Genomic DNA, 14,644 nt, shown 5'->3' with positions numbered 1-14,644 from the left:
CGCAATCAGGATCAGATCACCACATTCCTGCCCCCTTTGGCGGTATCACGTGGCAAAGCAAAAGTTCAAAATCACCAACTGGAATGCCTACAACAAGGTTCTTGTCAATAGGGGTTCACTGACATTCTGGCTTGATAAGTCCTATCCAGGCCTGGTACGACGACCCAAAAACCTCTTCACGAGGGCGTTCACAACGTTATTCTGCATTAGCTATTTCCACTGTACTTATGCTCAAACGCGTCGTTCAATTCACACTACGTACCGCTCAGGGCTTCATTTATTCCATTTTTACGTTAAGGAAGCTCCCGCTTCGTTGCCCGGATTATTCCTGCGTCAGCAGACGAGCGAAGTCCGTCTGCACCCCTTTTAAAAACCCCACACGCGGCGAGATTGCCCATCTCGTTATCGATTCCACCGGATTAAAAGTTTTCGGCGAAGGCGAGTGGAAGGTGAAAAAGCACGGTCAGGAAAAGTGCCGCGTCTGGCGAAAACTGCACCTCGCCGTGGACGCCGATACCCACGAGGTTATCTGTGCTGACCTGTCACTGAACAACATGACCGATTCGGAGGCATTCCCGGGTCTTATCCGGCAGACCCACCGGAAAATCAAGGCACTGATCCCGCCGCGAGCCCGCGCAGGTTACTGGCCAACTGAGTACGCGGACAGAAATCAGGCGGTAGCGAGGCAGTAGCTTACAGGACGTAATGCCTACTGGAAATGGAACACGGCTTACAACCGACGGTCGGTGGCCGAAACGGCGATGTTCAGGGTAAAACAGTTGTTCGGTGGTTCACTGACGGTGCATGATTACGATAGTCAGGTTGCGGAGGCTATGGCCATGGTGCGTGCGCTGAACAAAATGACGAAGGCTGGCATGCCTGAAAGTGTGCGCGTTTCCTGAGGTATATGCACATTCCAGGGGTTCTTTTGTCCAAATCTGATTTATTCGTAGATGGTCGCCTCCTGTTTGCCAAGCTAAATATGTTGTGGTGGGTTTGCAGGTCGTCAATTGCAGCCATAGATCCGGACTTTGCCGAGGTGATAAGAAACACCTCTGTCCCTGATGGAATACGCTGATGGAGGCCTCTATCAACAAAGCGCTCTTTCTGGAGCCTTGAATAAACCGGGTTTTCCCCATCACGATCTGACTTGTCCTGCCATCACTTCATGCTTGCCTGAACAATCGGTGGTGTTTTTTCCGTCTTACTGACTCAGATACTTAAACGTTCATCACTGGTGCATAGCACTCCTGCATCATGCTTATTGGTTTTGACATAGGGCTTGACGAACTGAGGGGCCATCAGCTTGACGTTATGGCCCATCGACATGAGTTTGCCAGCCCAAAAGTGGGCAGAAGCACAGGCTTCCATGCCGATCAAACATGGAGGGTGGAGTGACCCCGAACCCGTAGACAAATCTGGCCTATATTTTGAGCATAGGAGGAGTCTATGGGCACACCACGATTCACTCCTGAATTTAAGGAAGCCAGATCACTGAGCGGGGCTATTCCGTTGTCGACGTTTCAGACCGCCTTGGCGTGTCGGCACACAGTCTTTATAAATGGCTGCGTTCAGTAAAACCTGATAACAGCGGACATCAGGCCCAGGATTTACTGGAGGCCAGAACGGAGATCCTCAAGCTGAAAGCGCAGCTTAAACGTACTGTACCCGGTGCCACAGTCATCTCGGCGGCGTCAGTCCGGAGGCCTTCGAACAGGCCTCGTCGTGAGGACAGGAAATGTCTACGGTTGTGGGGGCAGTCCAGAGATGTTGGCAAAAAAGGAAAGCATTTGTGCTCGTTTGAGTTGCTTGTTGAACAACCGCTTGCCGTGTTCGTCAATTCCGTGGACCTGGAAAACCTCTTTTGCCAAATCGATGCCGATAGTGTTAACGTTCATGATGGCCGCTCCGCTCAAGTAGTGACGATTTATCGTACCAGTGTGGTACAAGATGTAGGGGGCGACCATTCCATTAACAAAGCCGGTCGCTATTCTCAGCTACCTGTTTTGGCGAATTTTTTAAGTGCCACAAAACGGTATTGAGGCTCATGCCGAGAACTCGTACGGTATTGCGACATCCGGAGCCTTTCATTGCCATATTAACAATGGCTTGGTGTGTGTCTGGTTTGGCACCGGAGTAGTTAAAGTTGAGTTGAAGGCATGGAGCAGAGCTTGCTAATGTAACGTTGGGCACCGGATGTTGAATGTCCGTTACATCTTACACCATGGGTTACATCCAAAGTGCAGAGCAAACGTGAGTAGCAAGTCTGCGTCATGACCCGCTAGCGTAGAGTACTCCTGATCGTTTCCTCCTGGTCAGGGACTATAAATAGTTAATCGTATACACCACTGCCCCATTAGCCACGCCTGGCGTCACCGTGTTTTCCGTTTGATAATAGCGGGCAAGCAGGGGTATCTGCATGGTCGCTTGCATAACCGGTGGCGTAAAATCGGTCTCTGCAGATAGCTTTAACACTCTGACCGTCCCACTACCACTGTAACCAATCTGAATACCAATGCCACTGGCACTATTTGAAGAAGAGGTTAGTTGTATCAACCCTGTACTAGCATCTATGACCCCTGCGGCCGGTGAAATCATAAAGGTTATCCGATTGCTCACATCTTTAACCCCGAGCGGTAAAGTCCCCCCTCCGGTAATGGCTATGGAGGTATTCTTATTTGAGTAATAGGCCGGACTGGCGTTGGAGCAGCCAACTAACTTGATTGAGGCATCTTTCCACTCCGTAGCGCTCCCCTTACGATTAAACTGGCTAACCTTATAATTGCCCAGAGGAACAACAATATTTTCAGTAACGACTTTACATGTGCTCTTCACGACCTGGATCTGCCCTGAAAAACGTAAACTATTCGTCTGTATTGGGAATCCCTTGAATGTATGTTGCGGCTCCTCTGTTGGTATAGTATACGTACGCGAAGCCGTAGGGAAAGTTATTCCGTTCACGGACCCAGCGTCAAAGTTCCCGGTTTTAATCAAGGTAATATATACTTGCATATAACCTCCCGAAATAGTCCCGCCCCCCCCAATCTCACCAGGAAAACCATTGTTGGAAAGTTGATGCGGGTATTTAGCATAATCACTAAGTGATACGCCAATCCCAGGTACGTTTGTTTGGTAAACGATTCCCCCCACAGGGTTAAGCACCCCCGGCACAATCGGTAGTGGCGCTGATGACACATCATCGACAAAAGGCAATTTTATCTGTTGTCCAGTATAGCTTTCTTGGGATACACAATGCACCCCGCTGGGGACAGCAGCTTTATAGGTGGCCTTATATAATACTGTCCCCACCGGTACATCTTCACCCACTGAAATGGTCCCGGCGATATTTAACACTGCATTTTCACCGGGGAACCCGGTAAAAAGCTTACATATTAGCGTGTTGGCATACCCCTTAGAAACGCAGGAAACCCCCGCAATAAAAATACTGGCAATAAGTCTGGATTTCATACTGGCTACCTGGAGTTAATGACAAACTGCACTTAAACGTTTAAATTCCACCGTGGTTTCGCTGGCGACGCTGTAACTTACCCGGCATTGCTGCTCCGCCTCGCTGCCCCATTTAACGGTCAACTGCCCGCTATTTTTCTCTACCCTGACGTAAGCTTGCCCCATCTGCCCCACATTGCCGACGTTATTCCCCTGGTCATCAAACACCTCCGCGCCGAACGGGACAGGATCGCTATTTTTCTGCCGAGCATTGATCAACAGCGGGATACCTTTGCGGGTTTTAAACACCACCTTGCTGATCGCACCGGCATAAGGCGCCACCTTTTCGGTGGTGTTGGTGAGTTCAACTTCCTGCGACAACCCTTTCGGATCGATGGTGATTTCATTCATCTCATAGGGGTTCAGATAAGGAATGGCCGCATGCCCCCACGGGTCAATTTTAAGCCCAGGGTAACCGCCAACCTTTGCCCCTTTGGCATTTTTCGCTTCCACAACCGCAAAGGTATCGCCGGTATACGGCGTCATTACCGCGCCGCCTGGCCAGGCGATCAGTGTGCCGTTGGCTCCGGCCGACATATTCTGATAGTTTTTGCCCGCGCCGTAGCTGCCTACCAGGCTGGTGTACGGTGAACGCCAGCCGCCATTCATCGTTACACTGCTACCGATGCTGCGGTTATAATTGGTTGCAGTTGCGCCGTAGTTATACTGATAGTCATCACCATAGGTACCAGATACGCCAACCTGTTCCCCCATCCTGCCGTCACTGCTTTTATTCAGGCTGGCGCTTAACATCGGAACGTGTTTGCGGCTGTAATCCCCCAACGGCATCGACATATTGAATAACCAGTTATTCTCCGTGCTCCCACGCATATTCCTCACTCGTCCGGCACTCAGGCTGAAGCTGACCAGCCCCAAGCTATTGCTGTACCCCAACTGGTATTGCAGGTCCGAGTTAGTGTGGTTCCAGTAGTCTTGGGTATAGCCGGTCAGGTAAACCTGGCCCCAACCGGCAGGCAGTCCCTGGTTCATCGTGATGTTGAACCGGTTTTTCGGCCGCCAGATGTTTGCCGCCGTACCACCGAGTTTCTCTTCATTCAAGGCGCGCATGGCTGTCAGATAGTCGTAGTAACCGGATGTCGAGAAGCGATACGCCGCAATCGTCAGGTTACTGTCGGTATCCGGCAGGTATTTGCTGTAGCTGAGCTGATAACTCTGCCCACCGTTAGCCGGACTATCCGTGCTTTTCAGATGTGCTCGAGCCTGGGTAACGTCGGCGGAAATTGCGCCTATCGGCGTACTGACGGCCGCACCCAGTAGCAGAGCGTAATAGTTCGCCCCACCGCCCTGGATACCTGCGTAACCGGTCAGAATATTGGTTAATCCGCGCTGATAGGTCGCCTGATACAGTGTCGGTCGGTACGACATGGCGGGATCGTTGAGCTCACCGGCCACAATATCATAGCGATGCTCTCCTGGGCGCAGCAGCTGTGCTACCGAAGCATATGGCACCTGGAAGGTCTGCACACTACCGTCCGCTTCAGTGACAGTCACATCCAGATTGCCACCGTATCCGGTGGGGTACAGATCGTTAATCACGAACGCCCCCGGCGACACCGTGGTCTCATAAAGCAACCTGCCGCTCTGACGTACGCTCACCCGCGCGTTGGTGCGCGCCATTCCACGGATATCCGGCGCATAGCCACGCCGCGACTGTGGCAACATCCGGTCGTCGCTCACCAGCTCCATTCCTCGGAACGGTAAGCTGTCAAACAGCTGGCCACCGGTGGAGGTTTCGCCCAGGCGTACCCGGCCCATGATCGCAGGAACGTCGCGCTGAACGTAGTTATTCACCGATTGATAGTGACCGCCAACACGCTCCTGCCAGTTATAGTTGCCATCATGGCGAAAATACCAGGCACCGATATTCATACCGGCATTGATACCCGCGTACGACGAGGTGTAACTTTTACCCTGTGTGCGGCTAGTATAGGTGCTGGCATTATAACCTAGCAGAATAGCTGGAATACCATTATCCCACAGTTCAGGGCTCACATAGCCACGCGCCGTGTTGCTCATCATGGCTTGGGGAATACTGATATCCAACTGTTGTGAGCCGGAGTCATATGCCACCCGAGATTGAGGGAGCAACTGCTCTAACAGGAGACATTCTTGCCCCTGGGCTAGCGCCTCGTTAAACGAGGCTGGCAGTTGGCCATAATTTAGATTGATCTTCTTCAGAATGTCCCGCGACAAGCAGGGTATCACCCGCTTATCTGCTTGTTCGACAAACAGCACATGTTCATGCGCCACCCGCTCATCATTAACGTAAATATCTGTCGGCCAGCTTCCCGGTGATGCAGAATCGCCAAGCTCAAAGCGAGATAAATCTACTTTTACCGTCTCTGAAGTATTGAGAAAAACCGGATCAAAACGGACGGAATCTTCCCTGTCCACATTGATACCAGCTACCTTCTTTGGCAGAACGGTATTGGCCTTTACGGTGGTCATCATGGCGACCATGACCGCCGTAGCAAGCAGCGAATAGCTAAATTGATGACGCATTATGAAACATTCCTGTTTACTGAATTATTATTAGTCCTGAGATTTACGTGCTACAGAGGGGAATCCACCATTTTCACAGCGCCCCAATCATTGATGTACTCGTAGGAAATGACTGCGCCAGACCGAATCAGGGACTGCTCTTTAAATTTAAAAAGGTAACTTCCTTGAGGAGGTACCATTTCCCCTGCAATACCGCTCTGTCGGCCCCCCTGCTTTACCGTGATGGAAACCAGTGAGACGAAGTAGGGTGATGAGTTGGTCGCTTTCAACTGCCCGCCTTCAACGGACCAGGCCAGTTTCTCTGCAGCCAGTGACGCGGCCACTCTGTCGGCAATGGCCGCCGGGCGATAGAAGATTTTTATCCGGGTACGAAACGCCACCTGTAGACGATTAGCGGCAGCCGTTTCTTTTAACGCAGGAATTTCCAACACGTTGAGCCAGTAGACAGACTCCTTGTTTTCCGGCAGCACTGGCGTCCCGGTATAGCTCATCCTCAACGTCTGGCTTTTATTCGGGTTAATGCGATTAATCGGCGGCGTTAGGATAAACGGCACCTGAATAAGGTCCGGCTTGGCATCAATATCCCCGTTGTCAATCCAACTCTGAACCAGTACCGGCATATTTCCCGTATTGGATAACTTGACTGTCACCTCTTTTTCATTTCCCGCGTAAACAACGCGCGTGCCGCTGACGATTATATTCGCCAAGCTCGGCCATGAAACGAACACCAAAAAGCACAGCCCCCAAAAGCGCATGGCGCGAATCGATTGCGGTAACATCTTCCACCTCCTTTAAAGCGGGGGGAAACCTCCCCCCGAAAACCGCAAAGTAAGACCTTATTTGTATTGCAGGTTATAAATGACGCTACTGGTTACCGTACCTGGGGTGGTCTGAGCGCTTGCGAAGTATTGAACGGCATACGGCAGCAGTGCGGTACCATCGCCGTTGATATCTACGTAAGCGGTATCGTTAACCTGATCGGTATTACCGATGTTAATAGCAGCATAGTTGCCAGACACATCCAACAACTGCAGGCCGACGTTAGTCGCGGTACCGCCGACGTTTTTCAGGCGACCAGTCGCGAGATCAACTGTGCTACCCGCTTGGAAAAATGTTGATACTTTGGAGTGGCCGCCCGTGGTGCCGATAACGCATTTAGACAGGTTCATGTTGAACGAGGTACGGCCGGTAGTATCACCGCTGGCAGCTAATTGGTTCACACTAACCGTCGGCAGTGTTACCGTCGCGTCTGCACCCTGACCATTGACATCCACGTCACAGGTGGTATCTGTGAGTTCGCCATTGAACATAATCGTGCCGGTGGAAGCCGCCTGAGCACCAACAGTAGCGAGACCCATTGCCACTAACAGAGAAAGACTGATAGCTGTTTTTTTCATTTTTTCATATCCTTAGAAAATATAATTACCATATTGATTTTTCATGAATTTCGACAAATAGATCCCGTCACAGCATCATGAACGCTGTTTTACTTCTTGGCCGTGATGCAGACTTACTGATCGCGTATGCTCTGCGCTTTGGATGTAAACCATGGCAAAAGTTGATGTGGTCTGCCCTTAGTGCAATAAAACCCATGGTGTAAGAATGTAACGGACATTCAGCATCGGGTGCCCAACGTTACATTTGCAAGCGCTGCCTAAAGCTTTTTCAGCTCAACTTTAGTTATTCCGGTGCTAAACCAGACACTCCAAGCCATTTTTAATATGGCGATGAACGGTTGCCTTACGTGCGGTGCAAAGGCAATCTCCGTTGGTTGTTCTACGTTTATGACCGTATCCGCAAACGTGCTCTGGCCCAATTTTTTGGCCTGAGAAATGCCTAGCCCCGGCAACGATTGTTGGTCCCGTTAAGCAAATTTAATATTGCCATTTATATGACAGATGCTTGGCTGGTTTTTAAGGTACTGTTGAGCGCAACAAGCCACATGGTGAGCAAGAAATATACCCAACGGATAGAACGACATAATCTTAATCTTCGCCACATATCAAACGACCGACCTGCAGAACAATTTGTTTTCCGAATTCAGCGGAAATGCACGGTAAGATCATTGGTTGCTATCTGACTATTCATCACTATCAATAAATCTGAGTCACGACTCGATTCGGTTATTAATAATTGGTGATTAAGTACCAAGCTCGGCGCATAAGATAGTTTGGTTGTTTAATTATGTCAATTACCTTGCTAATACCTTGTGCTCTCTGTTTTTTGCTCCCATTAATATTTCTGGTTTACCTTGGGAATGTAAGTCACTAAGCCTGGGAAAATAAATAACCCAAACACTGAAAAGTCTTAATTTTTTTAAGTAAATTCTTATTTTTATGGGTTGGCGGCACATAGCTCTATAAATACAGGGCTTTAAACTTATTGTTGGGGTTGTTTTTATTTTTCGCACTTAAATATCATAATTTATGGTCATTTGTACTGATGCGGCCGATTTATGGTGTTTTTTTCGTATGAAAAGCAGATTTGCGCTTAAGATCTATACTTTAACTATATAGAAAATAGAATAATTTCACTGAAATTCAATCCGTAACACTTCGGTTTTTCGAGTCTGGATTTTTTTAATCAACTTTATCTGGAGGATTATTGTTATATGTTATTAATTATTAGATTACAATTGCCTCCGTGCTGGTGTTTGTCTGGATAATTGGTGCGTCAAATGCTTTTACGTTTTCGATGATGAGGGCATGTCGCTGAGGCTATTGACCGAGCCGCATACCCACCACGGCATCCTGATGCGGCAGATTGGTCGGGCGGTTGACACAATTTTGCCTTTGCCCAAGACCATTGTGCTGATCAAAGGGGATCAATAAGCGGCGGCAATTACGCTGTTGGTATAGGACGAGGTTGAAATAACCCGTGCGCGTGGGCTCCGGATGCTGTGCCCGCTAGCTCACTGCTCCCAAAAAGGTCCCTTAGCAACAGAATCTCTAACCAGCAGCTCCGAAGTAAAAACGTTGTCCTTCGACAGATAGCCGCCGTCTAGCATTGCAATCAGCCGGTCGATCACTTCGCTCATCATATCGCTCACCGGGTCTTTAACGCTGGATAACGCCGGGGAGAGATAGGGAGCCGTTGGGATATTATCGAAGCCGATCACGGAGACCTCATTGGGGACGGCAATGCCCGCCTCGTTCAATTTCTTGATGGCACCAATGGCCATATCATCATTGCTGGCCAGTACTGCACTAAACGTGATTTTATCCTTGAGCAAGGACTCCATCGCTGCCGCACCGCTGGCTGGTGTCCACTTTCCTTTAAAGATGAGTTTATCATCAAGCTCGATATCATATTGATTCAAGGCTTCTTTATAACCGGATAATCGCTCAATCGCCGTTGGCGAATCCAGTGAGCCGGTAATAAAGGCGATATTCCGGTGGCCCTGCTCAATCAGGTATTTTGTTGCCTTAAAGCTGGCTCCTTTGTGGTCGCAGCAGATGCAGTGGCTGTGATGTTTTCTCAGCCTACGGTTAACCACCATGATGGGTTGTTTGTGCTGCTCAATGATGTCGTCCATCGCTTCGATGGTTAAGAAACGCGGGTAGATGATGATGGCGTCGCAGCGTAAATCGAGCAGGAATTGGATCGCCTCTTGCTCCTCTGCGGCACTGTGTTTGCCGTCCACCAAAATCAACTGGCGACCGTTGTCCTCCAGCTTTTGCGCCGCCTGGGAAAGTATCTCGCTGAAATAACTGCCGTTATAGAGGGTGTTGGTGACCACCAGGCCAATGCACTGGGATTTATTGGTGGCCAGATTTCTCGCCAGTAGATTGGGACGATAACCCGCTTCTTCGATGGCTTTAAACACCTGATCTTTGGTGGCTTCGCTGACGTACCCTTTGCCGGAAAGAACGCGCGAAACAGTGGCTTTTGAGACGCCTGCTTTTTTTGCCACTTCCTGCATGGTAGACATTGGTTTTTCCCGGCTTTTAACAATTATCCCCATTCTACACATTCAATCGCATTAGAGCAGACCCTTTGCAGTTTCTCGAACCCATTCATGTCGATCATTATCACAAAATAGACAATAAAAAAATTTATAGGTTGATCTGCAATCTTAATATCAACACTCTTGTGTGAAACCGGTTACCTATCTATGAGAGTTGTCCTCATGTCTAAGAATTATGCGGCAGTATCAAGATCGATAGTGGATGCAGTTGGGGGAGCGAGTAACGTCGCGGCGGTGACTCATTGCATGACGCGTTTACGCTTTGTGCTCAACGACGACACCCTCGTCGATGCCGCCAGGCTGAAGGCAATTGGTGGCGTACTGGGTGTGGTAAGAAGCGAAAATCAGTGTCAGGTGATCATTGGCAACACCGTTTCACAGGCCTATGCCGAAGTATTGAAACTGTTGCCCGAAGGGGCGGTAGCCCAGCCACCGGCGCCGGAAAAGAGCAAAATCACTCTCAAACGTATCGGTGCGGGGATCCTGGACGCGCTGATTGGCACTATGTCACCGCTGATCCCGGCCATTATCGGCGGCTCGATGGTGAAACTGCTCGCCATGATCCTCGATATGACCGGCGTGTTCGGCAAAGGCTCCTCGACGCTGATTATCCTCAACGTTATTGGCGACGGGGCGTTCTTTTTCCTGCCGGTGATGGTTGCCGCTTCCGCAGCGGTAAAATTCAAAACCAATATGTCGCTGGCGATTGCGATTGCCGGGGTATTGGTTCATCCCGCATTTATCGATCTGATGGCGAAAGCCGCGCAGGGCCAACAGGTTGAATTTATGGGCATACCTGTCACTGCGGTGAAATACACCTACACGGTGATCCCGGCGTTGTTCATGACCTGGTTGCTCTCCTACATTGAAAGATGGGTCGATCGCATCACGCCAGCCGTGACGAAAAACTTCCTCAAACCGATGCTGATCGTGCTGATCTCTGCGCCGATTGCCATCTTGTTGATTGGCCCGCTGGGCATCTGGATTGGTAGTGGCATTTCCGCGCTGGTGTACACCATTCACAGCTACTTGGGGTGGCTATCTGTAGCGATTATGGGGGGGCTTTGGCCGCTGCTGGTCATGACCGGGATGCACCGCGTATTTACGCCAACCATCATTCAAACCATCGCGGAAACCGGCAAAGAAGGCATGGTGATGCCCTCTGAAATTGGTGCCAACCTCTCGCTGGGCGGTTCATCGTTGGCGGTTGCCTGGCGGACCAAAAACCCGGAGCTGCGTCAAACGGCGCTGGCCGCTGCGGCATCGGCGATTGTGGCCGGGATTTCAGAACCCGCGCTTTACGGGGTGGCTATACGCTTGAAGCGTCCGCTTATCGCGGCGCTGATCAGTGGTTTTGTCTGCGGCGGCGTGGCCGGAATTGCCGGATTGGCGAGCCACTCGATGGCCTCTCCGGGCCTGTTTACCAGCGTGCAGTTCTTTGATCCGGCCAACCCAATGACCATTGTCTGGGTGTTTGGCGTGATGATTTTGGCGGTGGTGCTTTCCTTCATCCTTACGCTGTTGCTGGGCTTTGAAGATATCCCGGTCACCGAAGAGGCGGAAAGTGAAAAAGCTAAATCAGCGCCCGCGTTATCCGTATAACCTGTTGTAAAAATGCATATTTGAGAAGAGGTATCTTATGCCAGCATCTGTTTTCCCCGCAGACTTTTTATGGGGTGGTGCACTAGCGGCTAACCAGGCCGAAGGCGCTTATCTTGTGGGCGGCAAAGGGCTGACCACGGTTGATATGATCCCTCATGGCAAAGATCGGCTGGCGGTAAAACTGGGCCAGGAAAAGCGCTTTGAGCTGCGGGAAGACGAGTTCTACCCTAGTCATGTCGGCATTGATTTTTATCATCGCTATAAAGATGACATTGCCCTGATGGCAGAGATGGGGTTCAGCGTATTCCGTACTTCGATCGCCTGGAGCCGTCTTTTCCCTAACGGGGACGAAACGGTGCCGAATGAGGAAGGGATTGCTTTCTACCGCGACGTTTTCACCGAGTGCAAAAAGCACGGCATCGAACCGCTGGTCACGCTGTGCCACTTTGATGTGCCGATGCATCTGGTGCGGGAATACGGTTCGTGGCGCAACAGGAAAATGGTGGAGTTCTTCACGCACTACGCCCGCACCTGTTTTGAGGCCTTTGATGGGCTGGTGAAATACTGGCTGACATTTAATGAAATCAATATTCTGCTGCACAGCCCGTTCTCCGGCGCGGGGCTGGTGTTCGAGCCAGGCGATAATCAGGAGCAGGTGAAATATCAAGCTGCGCATCATGAACTGTTGGCCAGTGCGTTAGCGACCAAAATTGCCCATGAGGTTAACCCGCACAATCAGGTTGGTTGCATGCTGGCGGGGGGCAATTTCTACCCTTGGTCCTGTAAACCCGAAGACGTCTGGGCTGCGCTGGAGAAAGATCGCGAGAACCTGTTCTTCATCGACGTTCAGGCTCGCGGCGCTTACCCGTCATACACCAAGCGCCTGTTTAAGGAAAAGGGTATCACTATAGCAATGGAGCCAGGCGACAGTGAGATCCTCAAAAACAGCGTTGATTTTGTCTCCTTCAGCTATTACGCCTCCCGCTGTGCCTCGGCTGATATGAATGAGCACAACAGCAGCGCGGCCAATATCGTCAAATCGCTGAAAAACCCGCATATCCAGGCCAGTGAATGGGGCTGGGGTATCGATCCACTGGGCCTGCGCATCACCATGAATATGATGTATGACCGTTACCAGAAACCGCTGTTCCTGGTGGAGAACGGCCTGGGAGCGAAGGACGAAATCAACCCGCAGGGCGAGATCGACGACGAATACCGCATCAGCTATTTGCGTGAGCATATCAAAGCCATGGCGGACGCTATTGAGGATGGTATCCCGGTGATGGGTTACACCTCCTGGGGCTGCATCGATCTGGTTTCTGCCTCTACCGGGGAAATGAGTAAGCGCTATGGCTTTGTCTATGTGGACCGCGATGACCAAGGCAATGGCACCTTGGCCAGAACCAGAAAGAAATCGTTTTACTGGTATAAGAAGGTGATCGCCAGCAATGGGGCGGATTTGAGTTAGCAAAATGGGCATCGAAGTGCCCATTTAGACATAAACTTTATGGGCGCTGCATGCAGCGCCCTCTGTTATCAACTCTCACACCTTCTTCTCAGTCATCTCAAAGCGAGGTGAAACCAACCCGTACAAAGTCCAACCGAAGAATGTAGCAATTGCGCCCCACATCATTGCCTCTTCACCGGAACTGTAAAGCGCATAGAAGCTATACAGCGCCCCAATCACGGCAATCACGTTGGCAATACGCGCCTTGTTCTCCGGTACTTTGGCTACTTTCTGGATAATAATCAGCGCGGCCATCGACAGGATATACGGAATAATATTGGTCACTACGGCCAGGTTAACCAGCACGTTAAACTGCTTATTCAGTGACGGGCTGATGGTCATCAGCGACATCACGCTCTGAATAATCACGATGGTCAGCATGCCTTTCACTGGCGCATCTGATTTACTGACTTTAGAGAAGATTTTCGGGAAGAAGCCGCTGTCGGCAGAGGATTTGAATACCTGGGCGATAGTGAACTGCCAGCCCAGCAGCGAACCCACGCAAGACATGATCATCAACGCCATGATGATTTTACCGACCGTTGGGTTGAACATATGTGAGAACGCCAGGCCAAACGGCGCGGTGGAGTTAGCCAGTTCCATATTTGGCACGATACCGGCGATCACGTTGGTGGAAACAATGTAGATCACTGCGGCACCCAGTGTGCCACCGAGTACGGCGATAGGTACGTTACGTTCCGGGTTTTCTACCACATCGGTATTGGCACAGGCAGATTCAAGACCGAGGAAAGCCCACAGAGTCATCGAGATAGAAGACCCGATGGCTTCAAAGGTTGGCACCGCATGCGGGTTCCAGGCCGCGAGATAAGCGGTGCCACTGAACCAATACCAACCGATAATCGAGATACCGACTACCGGAATAATCACCCCCCAGACGGTGATCCCGCTGATCTGCCCGGTGATGCGTGCGCCACCGAAGTTGGCAACCGTAGCCAGCCACAGCACTGCGATAGTGGCAATACAGATGCCCAAGGGTGTCAGGGCAACCCCAAACAGCTCGGTGCCATAACCCACGGCAGAAATGGCGATGGCGATATTGGCGATCAGCAGCGAAACGCCATAGGTGTAGTTGGCCATAAAGTTGCCAGATTTACCGAAAGCGTACTCGGCATAGCCGCCCATCCCGCCGGATTTACGGCTGAACATGCCGCATTTGGCAAACGCATAGGCCAAGGCCATCGAGCCTACGGCAGTCACCAACCAGGAAACGATGGAGATTGTCCCCACTTCGGCCAGCTTGGTTGGCAGCATAATTATGCCGGACCCCATCATATTGACCGCTGTCAGGATCGTTAATTGCACAACCCCCATCTTATTATTGGATTTGCTCATGATTATTCTCGCTCTTATATTCCTCAAATTATACCCGTCGTCTTTCAAGCTGCAGCGTTGTTACCTACGCTATCTCACCCCAGTCACGTACAAAAACGTAAGCTCCTGGGGATGAGATAGCTTGTCGCCTAGCTGCAACTTGATATCCATAGGGTATGGATTCTTTTTGAAATTTGGGGAATAGC

General features: G+C 50.6%; 10 protein-coding genes and 5 pseudogenes. 6 read left to right on the top strand and 9 right to left on the bottom strand.

Annotated features, from left to right (window positions below; genetic code table 11):
- Positions 1-49: 49 nt before the first annotated feature.
- Positions 50-902, top strand: a pseudogene (locus tag ACKWMY_RS24275) (IS5 family transposase).
- A gap of 349 nt (positions 903-1,251) precedes the next feature.
- Here the strand turns inward: ACKWMY_RS24275 and ACKWMY_RS24270 are convergent.
- Positions 1,252-1,389, bottom strand: a pseudogene (locus ACKWMY_RS24270) (IS110 family transposase); the annotation flags it as partial.
- 60 nt (positions 1,390-1,449) lie between these two features.
- On the opposite strand from ACKWMY_RS24270, the pseudogene ACKWMY_RS24265 reads away from it, so the two are divergent.
- Positions 1,450-1,664, top strand: a pseudogene (locus ACKWMY_RS24265) (transposase); the annotation flags it as partial.
- A 78-nt stretch (positions 1,665-1,742) separates the two neighbouring features.
- Here the strand turns inward: ACKWMY_RS24265 and ACKWMY_RS24260 are convergent.
- From ACKWMY_RS24260 to ACKWMY_RS24235, 6 genes and pseudogenes are all read right to left on the bottom strand, one after another.
- Complete coding sequence (locus ACKWMY_RS24260; protein WP_409487211.1) at positions 1,743-1,898, bottom strand: hypothetical protein; 156 nt, start codon at positions 1,896-1,898, stop codon at positions 1,743-1,745.
- Between the two features lie 91 nt (positions 1,899-1,989).
- Positions 1,990-2,275 (bottom strand): annotated as a pseudogene (locus ACKWMY_RS24255) (IS1-like element transposase); the annotation flags it as partial.
- A gap of 47 nt (positions 2,276-2,322) precedes the next feature.
- Entirely contained in the window at positions 2,323-3,468 is a 1,146-nt protein-coding gene (locus ACKWMY_RS24250) for a fimbrial protein (protein ID WP_409487210.1), read from the bottom strand.
- Between the two features lie 15 nt (positions 3,469-3,483).
- Positions 3,484-6,030: a fimbria/pilus outer membrane usher protein gene (locus tag ACKWMY_RS24245; protein WP_409487209.1), complete on the bottom strand. Its 2,547-nt coding sequence runs from the start codon at positions 6,028-6,030 to the stop codon at positions 3,484-3,486.
- Positions 6,031-6,080: 50 nt separating this feature from the next.
- Positions 6,081-6,809, bottom strand: a complete 729-nt coding sequence (locus ACKWMY_RS24240) for a molecular chaperone (RefSeq protein WP_409487208.1) — start codon at positions 6,807-6,809, stop codon at positions 6,081-6,083.
- 57 nt (positions 6,810-6,866) lie between these two features.
- Entirely contained in the window at positions 6,867-7,427 is a 561-nt protein-coding gene (locus tag ACKWMY_RS24235) for a fimbrial protein (protein WP_409487207.1), read from the bottom strand.
- 205 nt (positions 7,428-7,632) lie between these two features.
- On the opposite strand from ACKWMY_RS24235, the pseudogene ACKWMY_RS24230 reads away from it, so the two are divergent.
- Positions 7,633-8,130 (top strand): annotated as a pseudogene (locus tag ACKWMY_RS24230) (IS1 family transposase).
- A 605-nt stretch (positions 8,131-8,735) separates the two neighbouring features.
- Entirely contained in the window at positions 8,736-8,861 is a 126-nt protein-coding gene (locus ACKWMY_RS24225; protein ID WP_409487206.1) for a hypothetical protein, read from the top strand.
- An 80-nt stretch (positions 8,862-8,941) separates the two neighbouring features.
- On the opposite strand, the gene ACKWMY_RS24220 is transcribed toward ACKWMY_RS24225, so the two are convergent.
- A complete protein-coding gene (locus tag ACKWMY_RS24220; protein WP_409487205.1) occupies positions 8,942-9,961 on the bottom strand; it encodes a LacI family DNA-binding transcriptional regulator in 1,020 nt (339 codons plus the stop codon).
- Between the two features lie 198 nt (positions 9,962-10,159).
- Here ACKWMY_RS24220 and ascF point away from each other — a divergent pair, with 198 nt between their 5' ends.
- Positions 10,160-11,599 carry a PTS cellobiose/arbutin/salicin transporter subunit IIBC gene (gene ascF, locus ACKWMY_RS24215; RefSeq protein ID WP_161712705.1) on the top strand — a complete coding sequence of 480 codons (1,440 nt, stop codon included), beginning with the start codon at positions 10,160-10,162 and terminating at the stop codon, positions 11,597-11,599.
- A gap of 37 nt (positions 11,600-11,636) precedes the next feature.
- Positions 11,637-13,067 carry a 6-phospho-beta-glucosidase gene (locus tag ACKWMY_RS24210; RefSeq protein ID WP_409487204.1) on the top strand — a complete coding sequence of 477 codons (1,431 nt, stop codon included), beginning with the start codon at positions 11,637-11,639 and terminating at the stop codon, positions 13,065-13,067.
- 75 nt (positions 13,068-13,142) lie between these two features.
- Here ACKWMY_RS24210 and potE read toward each other — a convergent pair whose 3' ends face one another.
- Positions 13,143-14,459 carry a putrescine-ornithine antiporter gene (gene potE, locus ACKWMY_RS24205; RefSeq protein WP_021807501.1) on the bottom strand — a complete coding sequence of 439 codons (1,317 nt, stop codon included), beginning with the start codon at positions 14,457-14,459 and terminating at the stop codon, positions 13,143-13,145.
- Positions 14,460-14,644 lie beyond the last annotated feature (185 nt).

Origin of the sequence: Serratia sp. J2 (assembly GCF_046269175.1) — a bacterium.
Classification (GTDB): Bacteria; Pseudomonadota; Gammaproteobacteria; order Enterobacterales; family Enterobacteriaceae; genus Chania; species Chania fonticola_C.
This window is presented reverse-complemented; position numbering and strand designations above follow the sequence as displayed.